The organism is Flavobacterium faecale, from assembly GCF_048320115.1.
GTDB lineage: Bacteria > Bacteroidota > Bacteroidia > Flavobacteriales > Flavobacteriaceae > Flavobacterium > Flavobacterium faecale_A.
The window spans coordinates 3,293,708-3,315,869 of sequence record NZ_CP182943.1 but is presented as its reverse complement, the minus strand read 5'-3'; the positions used below and the strand labels follow the sequence as shown (position 1 = coordinate 3,315,869).

The following is a 22,162-nucleotide window of genomic DNA, read 5'->3' as shown; positions in this document are numbered from 1 at the left end:
GAGATTCCTATAAATCCTGAAAATTCCGTTTAGATTATGAAAAGCAATGCTTTAGAAGAATATAAAATTGCTATTAAAGCAAAATATGAAGTTGAAAAACTTGGAAAGTATTCGAGTTTTTTATTAAACCCATCACGTGCCAAATTGAGAAATTTGTGTTTTGAAGTGCTCAAGAATGATTCGAATAAAGATGATTTGATGAGTTTTGCTTCTTTTTGTGGTTTTGAATTCACTCCTGTATCTTCAAATAAACTTAAGGGGATTACGGATAAATTTAGACCTATAGAAACTTTTTTTAAAGGAGAGACTGATTTGGCTGATTTGGAAGCAGTGAATATTGCAGCAATTTTGGTAGATTATAAATGGAGGCCTTTTTTAAAATATTCAAAGGCAAATAATGTATTAAACGAGATTTCAAATGGGATTGAATCTACAAAAGAGGAAGGTAATGATGTTGGAAGTACTATTTTAGTTCAATCAAATCAGGGAATTGGGATTAAACAACCGAAAGGAAAACGAATATTTTATAAACAAATAACTTTTGCCGTATTGGTAACTTCTGTGTTTTGTGGAGTTGGACTTTTTCTTTTACCCAAAAAAGAATGCATGCAGTGGCAGATGGATCATTATGAAGTAGTAGATTGTCAAGAAAATACGAGTCTTGGAATCCTGAATAGGGTATCAAAAGTTCCTTTAAACAACGAGTTATTATTTTTAAGAAAAATAGAAGTTTGCGATACGACCACTTTTTTTAAGGATCATAGAGCAATGGTTTGGTATTGTAAAAATGGTAAAGATTTAGAGTTTTTTAATAATTCAGGTTTTCATCCTGAGAATGATAAACCATTAAAACCTATTACAGTTTATATGATAAACAAATATGTAAAGGCAAAAAAATACTCAAAAACAAGATTGTAAAGTAAAACCCAGATATGCCACTATTTTCTATGCTGTATCTGGGTTACAATCTATTGAGGTTATATAGTTTTGGGTATACTATTCAATACATTTTAAATAATTGATAAAGTAGTTTTCAGGGTAATATATTTTTTGATTCATTTCTGAGGTGATTTCTTTTTTTACAATATAATCATCTGTACCAGTTAAGAATTTTATACGCATTAAGTTTACGGGAGAACTCTTTAGGTCTTCGAATGTTCCTTTGAGGAACATGAAAGTTCCCGTACTGACTCTGTTGTCATAGCCTTGGTCATTTCTAATTAATGAACCACAACTTTCTTTATCAAGATGTAAAAGGGTAACAATTTTACCGTTTTGTAGTTGTAAGTACAATTTCGAATTTTTGTCAAAACATTTGGCAGATAAAAATTCTTTACTTTTTTGGATCAATTGCACATTCAAAGCAGGGAAACCGTTATTGGTTATCAAAGAGCAAAAGATATATTCAGACTTTCCAGCAAAGTTTTTTTCCGAAATTAAATATTCGGTTGTCATTTTGTAAACACCTAGAGAGTCCGTGACATTTGCGCTGTATTCACAGTCTTTTTGAGCAAAAACAGATGAGCTTAAAGTGAATAAGAATAGTGTAAATATGTTTTTCATGGTCAGTTTTATAGTGTTTTGGTGCAAATTAAAACTATTTTATGGTTATTTTCAACGGTTGTAAAAAAACAATAGGTATTTCCTCCGTCTTTTATTTTCCATTTTTTTCGAATATTTTCTACTGTTTCAGGGAAATTTCGAGTGGTAATATTGGCTTTGGTGTTTTGTAAATTGCTTTTGAGTTCTGCTTTAGCATGAGGTATTATTTGATTGACTTGAAAGCTGCGTCCCGGAAAATCGATTAATTCTTCTGAAGTATATAAATGAGAATGTTTGTGGAGTTTTTGGAGTTTAAATTGTAAAGCCACTTCATCAAATCCACCCGATTTCATAATAGCACTGTTTGGCTCATAAATATATTTTTTAGGAAATCCATAATCTGGCAAGTTGGTATTCTCACCCAAAATAAAATCAAACTTTTCTACTTTGTCTTTGGTTATATTGGCTGTTTTAATAGTAATAGAACCCGTATAATCTTTGTGAATTTCCCATAATAATTCTTTTACATCATTTTCAAGTGCAATGATATGAATGTTTTTTACATTTTTTAATTCAGACAAACCTGAACTAAGATCCAACAAAGGGGCAGTCTTAATCAGAATTCGATTAGAATAAGTAAAGTATAGCTCTAAATTTTCAGGCACATTAGGTAAGCAATCTTCGAGCATGAAAACCTTGCCTTTAGCATCATTTCTCCTAGAAGGGTCAATGTAAATCCAATCCCATTGTTGATTTAAAGTGCTCAATATGTTTGTACTGTCACCATTATAACAGTTAATGTTGGTTACTTCTAATTGTGTCAGATTGTGTTTGACAATCGTAGAAAGTTCATCATTGATTTCGCAATGCGCAAGATGTTTTGTTTTTTTAGCAAAATAATAATCATCTACACCAAAGCCCCCAGTCAAATCGATTAGACTTTCTCCAGAAACTAGTGTCGACTTGTAGAGCGCTGTTTTTTCAGAAGAGGTTTGTTCAACAGAAATTTTAGAAGGATAATAAATGCTTTTTGTTTGAAACCAAGTAGGCAATTTGTCTTTTGCTTTGGTTTTTGCTTCAATTTGTTTTAAAATTTCAATCCATTCTACTTCAGGAAATGGGTTCTTTTGCAAAGCTAATTTTGACAAAGAAACACCAATGTTCTGGTTGATCAATTCCTGGATTTTAGGTGCTAAAATAGAGAGGTTCAAATCTAAATATTTTCGGTTAAAACGGAAACGATTTTATTGTTTGGAAAAAACTCCTTGGCAACCACTTTAAGAATAGTATAAATTGGAATCGCAATTACCATCCCAAAAACACCAAATGTAATTCCGCTAATCAATATGACCAAGAATATTTCAAGAGGATGAGATTTCACACTTTTTGAAAATATGATGGGTTGGTTAACATTGTTGTCTATAATTTGAACAATTAAAAAGCCAATAACCACATAAATGGTGGTAGGAAGCATTTCAGTTCTAAAATCAGTTCCAATACCTCCTATTAAAGTGAGTACTGCTGCTAATGCTGTTCCAATTATTGGACCTAAATAAGGAATAATGTTTAGTAGCGCGCATAAAAATGCAATGATAAATGCATTTTTTGAGTTAAAGAGTAATAATACAATCAGGTACAATACAAATACAACCGTCAGCTGAATCAACAGACCGATAAAATAACGTGTTAACAATTGGTTTGTTTTAGCAATTGAGTTTAGGATTTTGTCTTCATTCTCATCAGGAAGAATCATTTTTGCTTTTTCTTTAAAAAGCAATTGGTCTTTTAGAAAGAAGAAAGTAATAAAAAAAACGGAGGCTAAACCCATACCAAATCCCGCTAGAATATTAAGAATCGAATTGATGAAATCAGTAAAATAATTGTAATTGATTTTAGAGGATAAATTAGTTTCACTTATTAATTGTTGCAAATCAATATGATTAATATTAAAATAATTCTCTATGTTTCTTTCTATGGTTAGGAATTGACTTTGAAGTAAATCAGTATCTAAAAGTGACAGATTTTCAGCTTGTGCAATAATTAAAGGGACAAATAACAGAATGAATCCCGTGAGAGAGGCGATGAAAAACAGCAGGGTGATTACCGTAGCCATAGTTTTGCTTAACCTTAACTTAGTATTCATAAATCGAACAAAAGGATTGGCTATCAAACAAAGAATTAATGAAATCACGAGGTACAAAATTACAGTTTGAATTTGGTATAAAAAATATACTCCCAGACTGGTAATCAGTATGAACCCTAGGGCTCTTAAGATTCCGCTTGCAATAATTTTAGAAGTAATCATAATGTCAGGTTTGTGAATTCAAATATAGTTTAAAAAGAAAACAATCAGATTAGTTGTTAAAGATATAATGAATGATGTTGGCGCCCATTTTTAAAGCTTTTTCTCTTACAATCAAAGGGTCGTTATTTACTTCGCTATTTTCCCAACCGTCTCCTAAATCGCATTCGTATGTGTAAAGTAATACCAATCTGTTTTTTACGAATATCCCAAAAGCCTGCGGTCGTTTGCCATCATGTTCATGAATCTTGGGAAGTCCGTTTGGAAAGGAATACGGTTTTTGAAATAAGGGATGATTGGATGGAATTTCTACTAAATCATTATTAGGAAATATTTTTTTTATTTCTTTTCGAATGTATTGGTCTAATCCATAGTTGTCATCAACATGCAAAAAGCCACCAGAGTTCAGGTAATTTTGAAGATTTTTAACTTCGGTATCGTTAAAAACGACATTTCCGTGACCTGTTAGATGTACAAATGGATAGGTGAAAAGGCTTGAGCTTCCTGGTTCAACAGTAGCAGGTTTGCTTTTTAATTTGGTATTAATGTTGGTGTTGCAAAACTGAATTAAATTAGGAAGTGAAGTAGGGTTAGCATACCAATCACCACCACCATTGTATTTCAATAGTGCAATTTCTTGAGCAAAACTACTGATAGATACTAATAAAAAAAAAGCTGTAATTTCTTCATAAGGATTAGTTTTCATTAAAAAACACCACACTATGACAAGCTACTACTGCTGCAGTTTCGGTTCTTAATCGAGTATTGCCTAAAGATACCGCTTGATAATTATTCTCTAATGCAAATTGGATTTCTTTTTCGGAAAAATCTCCTTCTGGACCTATAAGCATGGTGACATTTATATTGGGTTTTAAAACAGATTTAAGTGTTTTTTTGTCTGTTTCTTCACAATGGGCTATTAATTGCAGTCCTTTTTTTTCGCTTTTAATAATGAAATCTTTAAGTGAAATAGCAGGGTTTAACTTTGGCAAATACAGTTCGTTAGATTGTTTTAAAGCTGATAATATAATTTTCTCAAAACGCTCTTGGTTGATTATTTTTCTTTCGGAACGATCACAAATAATAGGTGTGATTTCTTGGATGCCAATTTCTGTTGCTTTTTCTAAAAACCATTCAAAACGATCGTTCATTTTAGTAGGAGCAACAACCAAGTGTAAATGAAACTTGGAAGGTTCTTTTTTTGTGTACGATATAATATCAACAGTACATTTGTTATCTGAAGCTAAAACAATTTTAGTTTCGAATAATAATCCTAATCCGTTAGTAACATGTAAGATATCGCCATCTCTCTTGCGTAAAACTTTAACTATATGTTTGCTTTCTTCTTTGTCGAAAGTAAAAGTAAAAGTGGATTCGTTTAGAGTGGGATTGTAAAATAATTGCATAGTTTAGAATTGAATTCGTGCCTTTGAAACTACAGTGGCAGTTTCAAATTTTTGAGTTAAATATTTTTGATACCCTACAATTCCTATCATTGCGGCATTATCAGTAGTATATTCAAATTTAGGGATAAAGGTTTTCCAGCCGTATTTTTGTTCGGCTTCTTTTAGTGTTTTGCGAATTCCAGAATTAGCTGAAACTCCGCCACCAATGGCAATTTGGATAATTCCTGTTTCTTTAACTGCCAATTTTAATTTGTCCATCAAAATTTCGATAATCGTATGTTGAATAGAGGCGCAAATGTCATTAAGATTCTCTTCAATGAAATTTTCGTTTTCCTGTTTTTTCTTTTGAATGAAATATAAAATGGCAGTTTTAAGTCCTGAGAAACTGAAATCCAGACCTGGAACTTTAGGTTTGGTAAACGAAAAAGCTTTTGGGTTACCAGATTGGGCGTTTTTATCTACAAGTGGACCGCCAGGATAAGGTAGGCCTAATATTTTAGCAGATTTATCAAATGCTTCACCAACGGCATCATCAGTAGTTTCGCCAATGATGGTCATGTCAAAAAAGCCGTCGACTCTAACAATTTGTGTATGACCGCCGCTAATGGTTAAAGCTAAAAATGGAAATTCTGGTTTGTTATAACCTTCTTCGTCAATAAAATGCGCTAAAATATGAGCATGCATATGGTTGACAGCTATCAATGGAATGTTTAAAGCAATGGCCATGGATTTGGCAAAAGAGCTACCTACTAACAAAGACCCCATTAATCCGGGACCTTGAGTGAAGGCAATAGCGCTCAGTTGTTCTTTTTGTATGTTGGCTTTTTTTAATGCCGTATCAATAACGGGAACTATGTTTTGTTGGTGTGCTCTGGAAGCTAATTCTGGGACTACGCCACCATATTGTGTGTGAATGAGCTGATTGGCAACAACATTTGACAATACTTTGTCGTTATGTAAAACAGCAGCAGCAGTATCGTCACAGGAACTTTCGATGGCAAGAATGAAAACCTCGGAATTTTGCATAAAAAGGGACAAATTTTGAATTATATTTGGCAAACCGAATTTTAAATTCTTTAATTTTACGGCGCAGCCAAAATTAAAGAATTTTTGTGAAAGGACAGACTCTTTCCTTCTGCATTATCCTGTTTTTATAAAAAATTAAAAATCAAGAAGATTAAAAAGTATATTAAAATATTTTTAAGTGTAATTATTGGGTTCATTCTCCTAATACTATTGCTAGGAATTGCTCTTTCTACTTCATTCGTTCAAACTAAAATTGCACACTACGTAACCCAAACTTTAAACAAAGATTTCGGTGTGGATATTAATGTAGGTAAGGCTAAAATAAATGTTTTTGGAGGTGTTAAACTAAGAGATGTATTGATTAGAGACCACCATAAAGATACTTTGATTTATAGCGAGATTGTAAATACTAATATTTTAGATGTAAACAAATTAGTAAATGGCGATTTAATATTTGGCGATATCAGATTAGAAAACCTTCTATTTAATTTAAAAACTTATAAAGGGGAAGATGATACTAATATTGATGTATTTATAAAATCTTTTGAGGACGGCAAACCACCTACAGGCAAACACACGCTTTTTGAGTCTGACAAAGCTACAATTGTAAACAGTCACTTTATTTTGACAGATGAAAATAGAGTAATTCCTAAAGATGTTGACTTTACCAAATTAAACGCAAAACTAATTAACTTTAAGTTGTATGGTCCTGATGTGACAACCGTGATAAAAACTATGTCTTTTCAAGATCACAGAGGGGTTTATGTCTCGGAGTTAAATACAAATTTTAGTTATACTAAAAAGCAAATTCAACTAAAAAATCTCGATATAAAGACTAAAGAATCTATGATTAAAGCTGATTTAGTACTTAATTATAAGATTACTGATTTTGCCAATTTTAACGATAAGGTCAAGTTTGATGGGACTATATATCCATCGCTTATTGCTTCAAATGATATTCGGCATTTTTATAAAGAATTAGGAAAGAATTTGTCTTTTACCCTTGCAACAAAAGTAAAGGGAACTTTGAATGATTTGACTTTGAATAATTTGGAATTATTTGATTCAAGTAATACAAGAATGTTTGGAGCTATTAATTTTAAAAACATATTTGGAAAAGAACATCAACGTTTTCGTATGAATGGAAACTTTAGTAAAGTTGCTTCTTCTTACGATAATTTAGTACCTATTTTACCTAGAATATTAGGAGAAAAGCTCCCAATTGAACTGAAACGAATAGGAAAATTTAACTTGAATGGGATTGTACAATTGACGGCATCAGAACTAGATGCTGATTTTACATTGAGTTCGGATATCGGTCAAGTTAAATCAGTTTTAAGCATGAATCAAATTGATTTTATTGATAAGGCTTCTTATCAAGGAAATGTCGTTACCAAAGATTTTAATGCAGGGATATTGCTAGGTGAAAAAGATTTGGGGAAAATCACGATGGATGTCGAAGTGGAAGGAATTGGATTTACTCGGAAATATCTTGATACTGGGATAAAAGGCGTGGTTTCCAAAATAAATTATAGAAATTATAATTATCGAACTGTTGCGCTAAATGGAAATTTTAAATTTCCGTATTACAGAGGAAAAGTGACAGTTGATGATCCAAATCTAAATATGGATTTTGATGGCTTAGTCGATTTAAGTAAAAAAGACAGTCGATACGATTTTCATGTCGATGTGAGAAATGCCGATTTGTATAAATTAAATTTGGTCAAAGACACACTCTCAGTATTTAAAGGTGATGTAATGGTCCAAGTAGGTGGGAACACAATCGAAAATCTTCAAGGAAACGTTTGTTTTAGGAACACTTCCTATCAAAACGCAAAAGACAGTTATACGTTTGATGATTTTTCAATTAGTTCAAATTTTGATGCTGAAAAGATTAGAACAATCATTTTAAATTCTCCTGATATCGTTCAAGGGGAAATTGTAGGGAAATTTCAATTTAGGGATTTGGGAATTTTAGTTCGTAATTCTATTGGGAGTTTGTATACCAATTTTAAACCAGAACCAGTCAGTAAAGGGCAGTTTTTAAAATTTAATTTTTCGGTTTATAATAAAATCATTGAGATATTTTATCCCGAAATAGCTATTGGAACTAACACTGTCATTAAAGGGAGTATAAAGTCAGATAAACAGGAGTTTAAGTTAAATTTTAAATCACCAAAAATTGTTGCTGCAGACAATACCTTTGATAATATTAGAATTGCAATTGATAATAAAAATCCTTTGTACAATGCCTATTTAGAGTTAGATAGTATAAAAACCAAATATTATAAAATAAGAGACTTTAGCTTGATTAATGTGACCAGTAAAGATACTTTGTTTTTCAGATCGGAGTTCAAAGGAGGTTCAAAAGGCGAAGATTATTTTAACTTGAACTTGTATCATACTATAAACAAGAAGAATGAAAATGTAGTAGGTATCAGTAAATCCGAGCTTCATTTTAAAGATAATATGTGGTTTTTAAATGAAAAAGAGACAGCGGATAATCAGGTGGTTTTTGATAAGCTTTTGAAAAACTTTTCAATTGATAATATTGTTTTGTCACATCAAGGTCAGGAAATTGCACTAAAAGGGAAATTAGGGGGGACCAAAAATAAGGATTTAAAACTGAGTTTTAAAGATGTGGATTTGTTTAAAATTACTCCAGCTGATGACAAATTTGTTTTTAATGGAAATTTGAATGGAGAAGTCCATTTTTTACAAAATGACGCTGTGTACAAACCTACAGCAACTTTAGTTGTTGATAAGTTGAATATTAACGATACCAATTTAGGTGTTTTAAAATTTGCTATCGAAGGAGATCAAAATTTGGAGAAATTCTCTATTGATTCTTATTTAGAAAACAAGAACATCGAATCTTTCAATGCCAAAGGAAATTTTACAATTGTGGGTAAAGAGGCCGCTTTAGATTTGAATTTAAAATTGGAGAAGTTTAATCTAGGAATTTTCGATCCGCTAGGGGGTGATGTCTTGTCAAATATAAGAGGTTTTATTACGGGGAATTCACGTATTGCGGGAACGGTAAATGAGCCTAAAATTAGTGGGCGTCTTTTTGTGGATGGTGCCGGTTTGACCATTCCATATCTAAATGTAGATTATAAGTTGGCAAACAATTCCATAGTCGATTTGTTAGACGAAAGTTTTTTAATTAGAAATAATGTGCTGACAGATTCAAAGTTCGGAACCCAAGGGGTGCTGAGAGGAGATATTCAACATAATAAATTTATGGACTGGAAGTTAGATTTATCCATCAGTTCTAAAAGATTGTTAGTACTCAATACAGTTGATAGTGAAGACGCGGCTTATTATGGTACGGCATTTATAGATGGAAGCGCATCTATAAAAGGACCTACAAATGCTTTATTTATAAAGATGGAAGCAAGATCTGAAAAAGGTTCTACTTTGAAAATTCCTATCAATCAAGCAGAAAGTCTTGGTGATAATAGTTTGTTACATTTTATTACTGAAAAGGAAAAGAAAAATATCCAAAAGGGAATTATTGATAATTCTAGAAATTATAAAGGACTTGAGCTTGAGTTTGATTTAGACATTACTCCAGATGCCGAAGTAGAAGTAATATTAGATCGTAACTCTGGTCACGGTATGAAGGGGAAAGGATTTGGTTCCCTGTTGTTTAAAATCAATACACTAGGTAAGTTTAACATGTGGGGAGATTTCCAAGCTTATGAAGGTTCTTATAATTTTAAGTATGGAGGGCTTATAGATAAGAAGTTTGATGTAAGAAAAGGAGGTTCTATTTCTTGGGAAGGAAATCCAATGCGTGCTCAGTTAAATTTAGAAGCAGTCTATAAAACGGTTGCAAATCCGGCAGTACTTTTAGAAAACTCTTCTTTTAATAGAAAAGTACCTGTGAATGTAGTTATAGGTGTTAAGGGGGATTTGGCTAGTCCAGAGCCCGATTTTAATATTGAGTTCCCCACGGTTAGTAATGTTTTGAAGTCTGAAATCCAATATAAATTGTACGATAAAGACGTAAGGCAAACACAAGCATTATACTTATTGTCTTCGGGCGGTTTTTTAAGCTCAGAGGGAGTTACACAGTCTGATTTTTCAGGAAGTTTGTTTGAAACGGCATCAAGCTTACTTGGAGGAATTATCAAAACGGATGATGATAAATTTAAAGTAGGATTTAATTATGTGTCTGCAGACAGACGTATAGGAAGAGAAACAGATGGTAGGGTTGTGGCTACGATTTCGTCTAAAATTAACGAACGCTTTACTATCAATGGAAAAGTAGGGGTGCCTTTTGGAGGGATTAATGAATCGGCTGTAGTAGGAGATTTAGAAGTACAATATAGGGTTAATGAAGATGGGACCTTGAATTTACGACTTTTTAATCGTGAAAATGATGTAAATTACATTGGTCAAGGGATTGGATATACACAGGGATTAGGGGTTACTTATGAAGTAGATTTTGATACTTTTAGAGAATTACTACATAAAATATTTAAAAACCAAAAGTCGAATGCAACGATACAGTATATAGATCAATTTCAGGATTCTAACTTAGCGCCAGAATATATTAATTTTTCTAAGCCAAAAGAACCAAAATCGGTAGAGCCAAAACCAAATCGAGACGCGATTGTACCTGATGAAGAATAGTTTTTTAGCATATTAATTAGAATTCTTTTTTTTAAACAAACTTTTTTAGAAAATGATTAATTGTTAGTTTATCATCTAAAAAATAGTTTTCTGTTAATTAATTTGAATTTTTTTTGATTTTTCGAAAACTTATTAACGAAAACGTTTGAATTTACTGAGGTTGAGTAAATTAGCATTTTATAAAGGGGAATATTGAGATATGTTTCCTAAATTTACATTTTAAAACTAAAAACAAGCTAAAAATAATGACACATAAGATTAAAAAAATAGGAGTTTTGACTTCAGGTGGTGATTCGCCAGGAATGAATGCAGCGATTCGTTCAGTAGTTAGGACTTGTGCTTTTCATAATATTGAATGTATCGGTATATACAGAGGATACCAAGGAATGATAGAAGGAGACTTCAAAGAAATGGGACCTCGATCTGTTAATAATATCATTAATAAAGGTGGTACAATTTTAAAGTCGGCTCGTTCAGCTGAATTTAGAACTCCAGAAGGAAGAAAGAAAGCTCACGAAAATCTAGTACAAGCAGGAATCGATGCTTTAGTTGTGATTGGAGGAGATGGTACTTTTACAGGAGGATTGATATTTAATTCTGAATACAACTTTCCGGTAATGGGAATTCCAGGAACTATTGATAATGATATATTTGGAACCAGTCATACACTTGGATATGATACAGCTTTAAATACAGTTGTAGAAGTAATTGATAAAATTAGAGATACTGCCAGTTCACATAATCGATTGTTTTTTGTCGAAGTAATGGGTAGAGACGCAGGACATATTGCTTTAAATGCAGGTATTGGAGCAGGAGCAGAAGAAATTCTTATCCCAGAAGAAAACCTAGGTTTAGATAGATTATTAGAGTCTCTTAAGAAGAGTAAAGCATCTGGAAAATCTTCAAGTATCGTAGTAATCGCTGAGGGAGATAAAATTGGTAAAAATGTATTTGAATTAAAAGATTATGTTGAAGCTAATTTACCTGAGTACGATGTAAGAGTGTCTGTTTTAGGACATATGCAACGTGGTGGTGCACCTTCTTGTTTTGATAGAGTTCTTGCCAGCCGTTTAGGAGTGAAAGCAGTAGAATCTTTATTAGATGGGGTATCTAACTTTATGGTGGGATTGAATAATGATAAAGTGAATCTTACACCATTGGCACAAGCTATCAAAGGGAAATCAGAGATTGATAGAGAGTTGTTGAGAGTTTCGGATATAATTACTACATAAAAACTAAATGAAGTATTTATTGCTTTAATGAAGTAATAAGTAACTTTTTAAACTTAATAATAAATAATAAATAAATTAGAGAAATGTCAAAAGTAAAATTAGGAATAAACGGATTCGGTAGAATTGGAAGAATTGTATTTAGAGAGTCTTTTAACAGAGATAATGTAGAAGTTGTAGCAATCAACGATTTATTAGATGTAGATCACTTAGCTTACTTATTGAAATATGATTCAGTACATGGTCGTTTTGATGGTGATGTAGAAGTAAAAGAGGGAAAATTATACGTTAACGGAAGAAATATTCGTATCACAGCTGAAAGAAACCCAGCTGATTTGAAATGGAATGAAGTTGATGTTGATGTAGTTGCTGAATGTACAGGTATCTTTACAACTATCGAAACTGCAAACGAGCACATCAAAGGTGGTGCTAAGAAAGTTATCATTTCTGCTCCTTCTGCCGATGCTCCAATGTTTGTAATGGGAGTAAACCATACTGAAGCTAAAGCATCTGATTTAGTTGTTTCTAATGCTTCTTGTACTACAAACTGTTTAGCTCCATTGGCTAAAGTTATTAATGATAATTTTGGAATTGTTGAAGCTTTGATGACTACTGTTCACGCTACAACTTCAACTCAAATGACTGCTGATGGACCTTCTAGAAAAGACTGGAGAGGTGGACGTGCTGCTGCAATCAATATCATTCCTTCTTCAACAGGTGCTGCAAAAGCGGTTGGAAAAGTAATTCCAGAATTGAATGGTAAATTAACGGGTATGGCTTTCCGTGTACCTACTGCTGACGTTTCTACAGTAGATTTAACTGTAAAAGTAGCTAAAGAAACTTCTTATGATGAAATTATGGCTGTATTGAAAAATGCTTCTGAAACTTCATTAAAAGGTATTTTAGGATATACTGAAGATGCTGTTGTTTCTCAAGATTTTATTTCTGACAAAAGAACATCTATCATTGATGCAACTGCAGGAATTGGATTGAATTCAACTTTCTTCAAAATAGTTTCTTGGTATGATAACGAATATGGTTATTCAAGTAAATTAATCGATTTATCTGTTCACATTGCAGGTTTGAAATAATCAATTGATTGTAAAATCGATATTGAAAAATCCCGTTTTTAATCATTAACGGGATTTTTTTATATTTAAGAAATCAGATTTCGTATAAAAAAAATAACCAAAATAAACTAAAAGGATGAGATTATTAGTAGATAGTGGCTCAACAAAAGCCGACTGGATAGCGATTGATGACTACGGAAAGGTTTTGTTTACAACTCAAACTTTAGGATTGAATCCTGAAGTATTAAACAAAGCTGAAATTTTAGAACGTGTCAATGATCGTTTTGATTTGATGCAAAACAAAGATATCGCAACACATTTATTTTTTTATGGTGCTGGTTGTGGTACAGATAGAATGAAGAAAAATCTTTCAGAAATTTTTCATGAATATTTTACTAAAGCTACGATTATTGTAGAAGAAGATACCTATGCGGCTGTCTATGCGACCACCCCAAAAGATGAAAAAGCAATTGTTTGTATTTTGGGTACAGGTTCTAATTGCAGTTATTTTGATGGTACTGTTTTACATCAAAAAGTACAATCTTTAGGGTACATTGTAATGGATGATTGTAGCGGAAATGTGTTTGGTAAAGAATTGATAAGAAAGTATTATTTTAATAAAATGCCACAAGAATTAGCGGTTGAATTTGAAAAAGAATACAATCTTGAACCAGATTATTTGAAAGCTAAATTGTATAAAGAACCGAATCCTAATGCTCATTTAGCCACTTTTGCTAAATTTTTAATTCAAAATAAAGACACAAAATTTTGTCAAAAAATTATTCGTAGAGGAATGAAGTCTTTTGTTAAAAATTATATTCAGCAATATGATAACTGTTACGAAGTACCTGTTCATTTTGTTGGTTCAATCGCCTTTTATTTAAAAGACGAATTGGAAGTTGTTTTTAATAAGTATGGTTTACAATTAGGGAATGTTTTGAGAAGACCTATAGATGGTTTAATTGCTCACCATTCTGAAAATAAATAAAAATTTTATGGAAATAGCAATTATAGCACATGACGGTAAAAAAGTGGATATGGTTCAATTTTTAAATAAAAATATTGACTTACTACAAAATGATAAAATCAAAATTATTGCCACTGGAACTACAGGGGGAAAGGCAGTAAAAGCTGGTTTTAAAGTGAAAAAAATGCTATCTGGTCCACTAGGTGGTGATGCCCAAATTGCAGCAAGAGTTGCGGAGGGAAAGACAAAAATGGTCTTGTTTTTTAAAGATCCTTTAGCGAGTCATGCACATGAAGTAGATATAAATATGTTATTGCGTGTATGTGATGTTCACAATGTGCCTATCGCTACTAATGAAGCTTCGGCACAATTGTTATTAAATGCTATCTCTATAACATTGCAATCATAGAGATTTCTACATTGACATTTTTAGGCAAACCTGCCACTTGAACCGTTTCACGAGCTGGAGCGGTTTTTTCATTTAAATAGGAACCATACACACTATTGATACTGCCAAAATCTTTCATGTCAGTAATAAATATAGTTGATTTTATAACATTTTCAAAGGTCATGTTGGCTGCTTTAAGAATGGCTTTTAAATTTTCCATTACTTGAATGGTTTCGATTTCGATAGTATTGGTAGTAATGTCGCCAGTTTCAGGATTAATAGCGATTTGTCCTGAAATATACAAAGTGTCTTTAACTAATATAGCTTGGTTGTATGGACCAATTGGTGCAGGAGCTTCTTCTGTGAAAATTATTGTTTTCATAAGTTTCTTTTTTAGAGATTATAACTTGTATTTGTCTTTTTATTACAAGACTAAAGATAAAAAAATATTTTTTATCGATTGGTTGTGCTGTTTTTATCCCATTTGATATCACTAAGTATTCCTGATTTTATTCCGATAAAGAAATTCCAATTGGCATTATTTCCAAAAGGCGTCCAGTTCACACTCATTCTCCAACTTAACAAATCTCGTTCTAAACGTAATTGAGTATAGGTAACTCCTTTTTGAACAAAATCATAACCAGATGAAATTCCAATTTTCCATTTAGGTGTTAGGTCGGTGTTGGCTGAAATCATCAATGAATTACCTGAAATCTGTTTTTCTCGATTATTGTTACTATAAGTCAATGAATAGGCAAATGTCATGTCCCAAGGCAACTTAGATCTGAAAAATTCTGAAACAACATCTTCTCCTTCTTCTTCACTACCGTCAAAAAGGCTTTTTCTATTGTTTCCAAAGTCTGAAGCGGTACCAAAAAGATCGTCTTCACGCCCCCCATTTCTTTGTGTTTGGGAATCTTTTTGATTTCCCTTATTCTCACTGTCTTTGCTAGACAACGAATAGTTAATGGTCATATTGGCACTAGTCATTCTAAACAAACTTCCTCCGTTATTGATATTGAAGGTGTTAATACGGCTTCCAGAATTATCAATTGCATAAGGGTCTAAGGTTGTCCCAAAATTAACATTCATTTTGTCTTTGAAGAGTTGTGTGCCACCGCTTACTCGAACAGGAGCAAAAGCTAAACTAGTTTTTCCGTCAGCATTTAAGTTGTAGCTAGTTGATAAATTTAAGTTATTAAGTAGCATGATTTTCTTAGGTTCAGTTTTAGTACTGTCTCTATCGGTTACTTTTGCTTCAAAAGTATTGCTTAAATTGAATCCTATGTTACTCGAATTTGTTAATCCAGGTGCGCCATAAATACCATTTTCAAAACGCGAATATTGTGCCATATTACCACTTGCGTCAGTAGCATAAGTGTCATAGTATTTTTCAAAACTTGGTGTGTAGCTGTAACTCAAACTGGGACGCATAACGTGTCTAATCGATTTGATTCTTTTTTCTTCACCAAAATTAAAAGTTCCATAAATAGTAGTCCCTAAACTCGATGAAAATGAATAAGTTCTAAATGCATCAAAACCACTTTGAACTTCGTCTACAACGGCACTTTTATCAACGTCATAACTTCTTTTGATTGTTTTGGCATACCAAACTTCTTCATAATTAGCAGAAGTAGAAGCACTGAAGTATTTGAATAACTTGAAATTGGTACTAAGAGGAATTGAATGTTGTGCACCAATTTTAGCATCTCTAAACATTTGAGGCTTAAAGAACAAAGAATCAGTAGTCGTAAAACTATTTCTTCCGTTCAAATTGTATTGAAAGTTGATGTTTTTGATAAAACCTTTTTTAGTATCATTTTTTCCAGCAAATGGATAGATCCTGTCTACACTTAATTGTAAGGTAGGGAGGGTCATATCAATAGTTTCGGTTTGTGTGTTTTGTGAATGCGTAGCAGTCAAAGACATTCTTACCTCGGGAACAGAATTGAATGTTTTAGAATAAGATACGGATGAACTTAAGGTATTGTTTAGTCTTGAACCAATGTTGGCTTGGTTAATCGATTGGTTAAAGTATTTACTACTACCTAAGTTGACAGAAGCTGAAAAACTGGAATTAGGATTCGCTTTAGAGTCTCTCGAATGGGACCATTGGATGTTGTATATTTTTTGTTTGGAGTAATCTGGATAACCTCTTTCGCTAGAGATTAAATTTTCATATCGAAAATTGACATTTCCCCTAAATTGATACCGTTTAGCATAAGAAGATTCAAAACGCATTCCATAACTACCATTGGTGTAATAATCACCTATAACGGTTAAATCGTAGTTGTCGGTTAATGCAAAATAATATCCGCCATTTTGTAACGAAAACCCACGTGTGTTGGAATCATTATAACTAGGTAAAATAATACCTGAAACACTTGTTTCCTTACTCATTGGGAAATATGCAAATGGTAAAGCAATTGGAGTAGGCACGTCAGCAATCACCATATGTGTCATTCCTGTGATTACTTTTTTTCCTGGAATAAATTTCACTTTACTGGTTTGAAAGTAGTATTCAGGATTATCAACATTGGTTGAAGTAGTGAAACGTGCGCCTTTTAAAAAATAAACAGAGTCGTTTTCTTTTTTAGTAATTCGAGCTTTTACTTTAAACTCTCCTTGGTCTGTTCTAGAATTCCAGATTATAGCCTTTTTTGTTTTAAAATTGAACCGAATAGAGTCTGGCTCAATCACATTAGCGCCTTGCTTAAAATTAGGGTATTGAGTGAATTTACCAGTTGAATCTTTTATTCTACCAGCATACACTTCATTTTTATCATAATCCAAAACGATAATACCAGACTTTAATTCTACATCCTGATAGTAGAGTTCTGCCTGATCATATAACGTAATTAATTTTTTCTTTTGATCAATTTTGGTATACTGATTGGCTTTGTATTTTACGATTCCGTCTAAGAAAGCTTTTTTAGCCTTAATTGTGTCCCTTTTTTTTAAAGTGTCGGAAACTTTTGAAGCCGTAGAATTTGATTTTGGACTAGTATTTGCTTGTTCCTTTATAGGGATTGCTTTTGGTTGCTTTGGCAATTCCTGAGAATACAAATTATTATATCCAAGGGAGAGGATGAATGATAATAAAACGATATTAAATAAGTTTGTCTGCAAAGGTTTAAATACTATTTTTGTAAAAAATTATGGCTTGTTATTTGAGGTGACAAACTTACATATTATTTTTTGCCAAAAATAATCAATTGAACAAATTATAGCGATAGCTTTTTAATTAAATTAACTTTATAATTTATGAATACTTTGAATAAAATTAAAGTAATTTTTACATTTCTTGTAATTATAGTATCACAATTAACTTATAGTCAGTCTAATGTTTTTAAAGTGACCTTAGATGCAGGTCATGGAGGTCATGACTTTGGAGCCGTTTACAGTGGTAGAGTAGAAAAAAACATTGCTTTAGCTATTGTACTTAAAGTAGGTGAGATGCTTGAAGCCTATCCTAAAATTAATGTCAATTATACTAGAAAATCAGATGTTTTTATTGATTTAGTAGAAAGAGCTAATATAGCTAATCGAGAAAATGCCAGCATTTTTGTTTCTATTCACTGTAACGCAAATAAGAACACAGCTGCCGATGGTACTGAGACTTACGTAATGGGGATGAATAAAATTAGTTCAAATTTAGAAGTAGCTAAAAAAGAGAACTCTGTTATTACTTTAGAAAAAGATTATAAAACAAAGTATGAAGGATTTGACCCTAATTCTCCTGAAACAATGATTGGGATGACTCTGATGCAAGAAGAGTATCTAGAACATAGTATTATATTAGCGAGTAAAGTAGAAGACGAGTTTGAAAAATTAGGTAAAAAAATTAGAGGAGGAGGAGTAAAACAAGCACCATTTATGGTACTCCATAAAGCCTATATGCCTAGAATATTAATTGAAACTGGTTTTATTTCGAATCCAGCAGAAGGAGCTTATTTGGATTCGGAAAATGGACAAAGAGAAATCGCTCGAGCCATTACAAATGCTATTATTAGGTATAAAAATGAATATTTTGGAAATGGTTATGATGTTACCGAATCAGTAAAAACAGCACCAAAAGCTGTTAACAAAGCTGTTGCAAAAGATACCGCTAATCCAGTAACTAAAATTGTAAATGCCGTGAATTCGAGTAATGGTACTGCGGTGAGCGCAGATACTGTTTTTAAAGTTCAAATTGCTGCCATTGGTAAAAAAATACCATTAGTTTCCAAAAACTTTAAAGGTTTGAATAATATTTCAGTATCTTATGAGGATAATTTATACCGTTATATGTATGGCCAAACTAATGATTACAATGAAGCTAAAAACTTGTTAGAAGAGGCCAAATCAAAGGGTTACGAGCATGCATTTATTACAGCCTTTGTAGGAGGTAAAAAAGTTAGTGTTCAAGAAGCAATTAAATAAAGACAGGTTCTGAATATTTTATATTAAATTTGTACAAAATTCATACATTTTGAGACTAACAAGAGAGATCAAGACCGCAATCTTAGTAATTGCATCTATTTTATTATTTATTTGGGGATATAGTTTCTTAAAAGGGAAAGACCTCTTTACAAACTACAAGACCTTTTATGTTGAATATGAGAATGTGGAGGGCTTAGCGCCGTCTGCAGCTATTACCTTGAACGGACTGGTGATAGGTAAAATTAACGAAATCACTATAAGCCCAACAACTGGAAAGTTATTAGTAGAATTACAAGTTAAAACCGATTTTCCAATTTCTAAAACAAGTACAGCGATTATTTACGAACCTGGTTTTATTGGAGGGAAACAAATTGCTATTGAACCTAACTTTGAAGATAAAAACCTAGCAGCAAATGGAGATCATCTGAGTGGAAATGTTCGTTTGGGATTAACACAAAAAATAGGGGATCAATTAGTACCGTTGCAAACTAAGATTGAAAAGTTGGTAACAAGTGCAGACCAATTAATTGTTGGTATTAACAACGTTCTAGATAAAAAAGGGCAAGACGATTTAAAGAAAAGTTTGGCTGAATTAAGCAAGACCTTGGAACAATTTCACAAAGCTTCTGCCAATGTGAATAGCATTTTGGATGATAACAAAGTTCAAATTAAAGGTATGGTGACAAACTTTAATAAAGTATCTGGTAACTTCTCTAAAATTTCTGATTCTATTCATAAAGCGAATATTGGAAAAACGATCAAAAGTTTGAATACAACTCTGACTAAAGTAAACGGAATAATGGCTGGGTTAGAGTCAGGAAAAGGAACTATGGGTAAAATGTTGAAAGATGAGGCTATGTATGCTAATTTTACTAAGTCATCTAAAGAACTAGAATTACTACTACAGGACCTTCGATTGAACCCAACTCGTTATGTCAATGTTTCCCTTTTTGGTAAAAAAAATAAACCGTACAAAGCACCTGTAAAAGATACAATTACCAATAATAAATAAGAATAGTATGAACTATTTAGATAATATAATTTTTGCCGCATTACTGGTAATTGGTTTTGGTTATTTTTTTTCTAATGTAAAAAAAATAAAGAGAAACATCAACCTAGGTATAGCAGTAGATCGTAGCGATAATGCCAATATTCGTTGGAAAAATATGGCAATGATTGCTTTGGGACAATCTAAAATGGTTAAAAGACCCATCGCGGGAATCCTTCATATTGTGGTTTATATAGGTTTTATAATAATCAATATCGAGTTATTAGAAATTGTCATTGATGGATTAGTTGGGACTCATAGAGTTTTCTCTAATATTGGTCCTTTATATGGAGTCCTTATTGGTTCTTTTGAGATTTTAGCTTTATTGGTTTTGATAGCTGTTACCATTTTTTGGATACGAAGAAATGTAATTAAGTTAAAGCGTTTTGTGAATCCAGATTTAGAAGGTTTTCCTAAAAACGATGGTAATTATATTTTGTATTTTGAAATGTTATTAATGACCTTGTTTTTGATAATGAATGCTACTGATGTGCACTTTCAAATGAGTAATTCTGGAAATATAATTTCACAATATATTGCACCAATATTTTCTGGAGTTTCCCCAGAATCATTGCATTTGATAGAACGAACAGCTTGGTGGTTACATATCACAGGAATCTTGGTTTTCTTGAACTATTTATATTTTTCAAAACACCTTCATATTTTATTAGCTTTTCCAAATACCTATTTTGCTGATTTGAATCCGTTAGGGCAATTGGATAATTTAGAATCCGTTACCAAAGAAGTAAAATTAATGATGGATCCAAATGCAGATCCGTTTGCAGCACCTGCACCAGCAGAAGGTGAAGTTCCTGCTAAGTTTGGAGCTAGTGATGTTCAAGATTTGAATTGGGTGCAATTGTTGAATGCATATACCTGTACGGAGTGTGGTCGTTGTACTTCTTCGTGTCCAGCTAATCAAACAGGAAAAAAATTATCTCCTCGTAAAATCATGATGGACACTCGAGACCGTTTGGAGGAAGTAGGTCGAAATATTGATGCCAATAAAGGTGTTTTTGTTCCAGATAATAAATCCTTATTAAATGACTATATTACTCCCGAAGAACTTTGGGCTTGTACTTCTTGTAATGCTTGCGTCGAGGAATGCCCAGTGAGTATTAGTCCACTTTCAATTATTATGGACATGCGTCGTTATTTGGTAATGGAACAGAGTGCTGCACCAATGTCATTAAATGCAATGATGACTAATGTAGAAAATAATGGGGCTCCTTGGCAGTACAATCAACAAGATCGCTTGAATTGGAAAAATGAAATATAGTTGAAAAGTTTAAACAAAACAGAATGTCAGAAAATTTAATAGTGCCAACAATGGCTGAAATGCTTGCTCAGGGCAAACAACCAGAGGTTTTGTTTTGGGTAGGCTGTTCAGGAAGTTTTGATGATAGAGCTAAAAAAATAACAAAAGCCTTTGTGCGTATTTTAAATCGTGCAAATGTTTCATTTGCCGTTTTGGGTACAGAAGAAAGTTGTACTGGTGACCCAGCTAAGAGAGCAGGAAATGAGTTTTTGTTCCAAATGCAGGCGATGATGAACATTGAGGTATTGAATGCTTATGAAGCGAAGAAGATCGTAACTGCTTGTCCACACTGTTTTAATACTTTGAAGAATGAGTATCCTGAATTGGGTGGTCAATATGAAGTAGTACATCATACAGAGTTTTTAAAATCTTTGCTAGATAATGGAAGATTAACCATCGAAGGTGGTCAATTCAAAGGAAAGCGAATTACTTTTCACGACCCTTGTTTTTTAGGTAGAGCAAATAAAGTTTATGAAGCTCCTAGAGATTTAATTCAAAAGTTAGATTCTGAATTGGTCGAAATGAAACGTTCCCGTGCAAATGGTTTGTGTTGTGGTGCTGGTGGTGCTCAAATGTTTAAAGACGCTGAACCAGGAAACAAAGAGGTGAATGTGCTTAGAACGGAGGATGCTTTGGAAACAACTCCAGAAATCATTGCTACAGGATGTCCTTTTTGCAATACCATGATGACAGACGGAATCAAAAACAAAGAAAAAGAAGGGGATGTCAAAGTATTAGACATAGCCGAATTAATTGCAAATGCTCAGGATTTGTAAATTTCAAATCCTAAATAACAAATTCTA

At 32.6% G+C, this 22,162-nt stretch carries 18 protein-coding genes; 10 read left to right on the top strand and 8 right to left on the bottom strand.

Features of this window, described 5'->3' with window-relative positions; all coding sequences use genetic code 11:
* The first annotated feature begins 36 nt into the window (after positions 1 to 36).
* Positions 37 to 918 carry a hypothetical protein gene (locus ACNH59_RS13745; protein ID WP_418263095.1) on the top strand — a complete coding sequence of 294 codons (882 nt, stop codon included), beginning with the start codon at positions 37 to 39 and terminating at the stop codon, positions 916 to 918.
* 78 nt (positions 919 to 996) lie between these two features.
* On the opposite strand, the gene ACNH59_RS13740 is transcribed toward ACNH59_RS13745, so the two are convergent.
* The 6 genes from ACNH59_RS13740 to tsaD are packed head-to-tail and all read right to left on the bottom strand — an operon-like array spanning position 997 to position 6,276.
* The gene (locus tag ACNH59_RS13740) at positions 997 to 1,563 is read right to left on the bottom strand and encodes a hypothetical protein (RefSeq protein WP_418263094.1); all 567 of its coding nucleotides are present in this window, start codon (positions 1,561 to 1,563) and stop codon (positions 997 to 999) included.
* A gap of 8 nt (positions 1,564 to 1,571) precedes the next feature.
* The gene (locus ACNH59_RS13735; protein WP_418263093.1) at positions 1,572 to 2,753 is read right to left on the bottom strand and encodes a THUMP-like domain-containing protein; all 1,182 of its coding nucleotides are present in this window, start codon (positions 2,751 to 2,753) and stop codon (positions 1,572 to 1,574) included.
* Positions 2,754 to 2,755: 2 nt separating this feature from the next.
* Positions 2,756 to 3,847: an AI-2E family transporter gene (locus tag ACNH59_RS13730; protein WP_418263092.1), complete on the bottom strand. Its 1,092-nt coding sequence runs from the start codon at positions 3,845 to 3,847 to the stop codon at positions 2,756 to 2,758.
* A gap of 49 nt (positions 3,848 to 3,896) precedes the next feature.
* Positions 3,897 to 4,550, bottom strand: a complete 654-nt coding sequence (locus ACNH59_RS13725; RefSeq protein ID WP_418263091.1) for a DUF4159 domain-containing protein — start codon at positions 4,548 to 4,550, stop codon at positions 3,897 to 3,899.
* Positions 4,540 to 5,250, bottom strand: coding sequence for a 16S rRNA (uracil(1498)-N(3))-methyltransferase (locus ACNH59_RS13720; protein WP_418263090.1), 711 nt, complete (start codon positions 5,248 to 5,250; stop codon positions 4,540 to 4,542). The genes ACNH59_RS13725 and ACNH59_RS13720 overlap by 11 nt, the downstream gene beginning before the upstream one ends.
* A gap of 3 nt (positions 5,251 to 5,253) precedes the next feature.
* Positions 5,254 to 6,276: a tRNA (adenosine(37)-N6)-threonylcarbamoyltransferase complex transferase subunit TsaD gene (tsaD, locus tag ACNH59_RS13715; protein ID WP_418263089.1), complete on the bottom strand. Its 1,023-nt coding sequence runs from the start codon at positions 6,274 to 6,276 to the stop codon at positions 5,254 to 5,256.
* Between the two features lie 210 nt (positions 6,277 to 6,486).
* On the opposite strand from tsaD, the gene ACNH59_RS13710 reads away from it, so the two are divergent.
* The 5 genes from ACNH59_RS13710 to ACNH59_RS13690 all read left to right on the top strand — a co-directional run bounded on the left by ACNH59_RS13710 (position 6,487) and on the right by ACNH59_RS13690 (position 14,592).
* Positions 6,487 to 10,917: a translocation/assembly module TamB domain-containing protein gene (locus ACNH59_RS13710; RefSeq protein ID WP_418263088.1), complete on the top strand. Its 4,431-nt coding sequence runs from the start codon at positions 6,487 to 6,489 to the stop codon at positions 10,915 to 10,917.
* 245 nt (positions 10,918 to 11,162) lie between these two features.
* Positions 11,163 to 12,149 (top strand): 6-phosphofructokinase, encoded by a 987-nt coding sequence (gene pfkA, locus ACNH59_RS13705; protein WP_418263087.1) that lies wholly within the window; start codon positions 11,163 to 11,165, stop codon positions 12,147 to 12,149.
* A gap of 83 nt (positions 12,150 to 12,232) precedes the next feature.
* A complete protein-coding gene (gene gap / locus ACNH59_RS13700; RefSeq protein WP_418263086.1) occupies positions 12,233 to 13,237 on the top strand; it encodes a type I glyceraldehyde-3-phosphate dehydrogenase in 1,005 nt (334 codons plus the stop codon).
* A 115-nt stretch (positions 13,238 to 13,352) separates the two neighbouring features.
* A complete protein-coding gene (locus ACNH59_RS13695; protein ID WP_418263085.1) occupies positions 13,353 to 14,204 on the top strand; it encodes an N-acetylglucosamine kinase in 852 nt (283 codons plus the stop codon).
* Positions 14,205 to 14,211: 7 nt separating this feature from the next.
* The gene (locus ACNH59_RS13690) at positions 14,212 to 14,592 is read left to right on the top strand and encodes a methylglyoxal synthase (RefSeq protein WP_418263084.1); all 381 of its coding nucleotides are present in this window, start codon (positions 14,212 to 14,214) and stop codon (positions 14,590 to 14,592) included.
* Here ACNH59_RS13690 and ACNH59_RS13685 read toward each other — a convergent pair.
* Together ACNH59_RS13685 and ACNH59_RS13680 are read right to left on the bottom strand one after the other, a co-directional pair.
* Positions 14,573 to 14,953: a Rid family detoxifying hydrolase gene (locus tag ACNH59_RS13685; RefSeq protein ID WP_418263083.1), complete on the bottom strand. Its 381-nt coding sequence runs from the start codon at positions 14,951 to 14,953 to the stop codon at positions 14,573 to 14,575. The two genes, ACNH59_RS13690 and ACNH59_RS13685, sit on opposite strands and share 20 nt — an antisense overlap.
* Positions 14,954 to 15,024: 71 nt before the next feature.
* Positions 15,025 to 17,700 (bottom strand): putative LPS assembly protein LptD, encoded by a 2,676-nt coding sequence (locus ACNH59_RS13680; protein ID WP_418263082.1) that lies wholly within the window; start codon positions 17,698 to 17,700, stop codon positions 15,025 to 15,027.
* A gap of 135 nt (positions 17,701 to 17,835) precedes the next feature.
* Between ACNH59_RS13680 and ACNH59_RS13675 the strand changes: the two genes are divergently transcribed.
* From ACNH59_RS13675 to ACNH59_RS13660, 4 genes are read left to right on the top strand one after another with little or no spacing between them, the layout of a single operon-like run.
* Complete coding sequence (locus ACNH59_RS13675) at positions 17,836 to 18,993, top strand: N-acetylmuramoyl-L-alanine amidase family protein (RefSeq protein ID WP_418263081.1); 1,158 nt, start codon at positions 17,836 to 17,838, stop codon at positions 18,991 to 18,993.
* Between the two features lie 49 nt (positions 18,994 to 19,042).
* Positions 19,043 to 20,005 carry an MlaD family protein gene (locus ACNH59_RS13670; protein WP_418263080.1) on the top strand — a complete coding sequence of 321 codons (963 nt, stop codon included), beginning with the start codon at positions 19,043 to 19,045 and terminating at the stop codon, positions 20,003 to 20,005.
* A gap of 7 nt (positions 20,006 to 20,012) precedes the next feature.
* Positions 20,013 to 21,320: a 4Fe-4S dicluster domain-containing protein gene (locus ACNH59_RS13665; RefSeq protein ID WP_418263079.1), complete on the top strand. Its 1,308-nt coding sequence runs from the start codon at positions 20,013 to 20,015 to the stop codon at positions 21,318 to 21,320.
* 23 nt (positions 21,321 to 21,343) lie between these two features.
* Positions 21,344 to 22,135: a (Fe-S)-binding protein gene (locus ACNH59_RS13660; protein ID WP_418263078.1), complete on the top strand. Its 792-nt coding sequence runs from the start codon at positions 21,344 to 21,346 to the stop codon at positions 22,133 to 22,135.
* Positions 22,136 to 22,162: the final 27 nt, after the last annotated feature.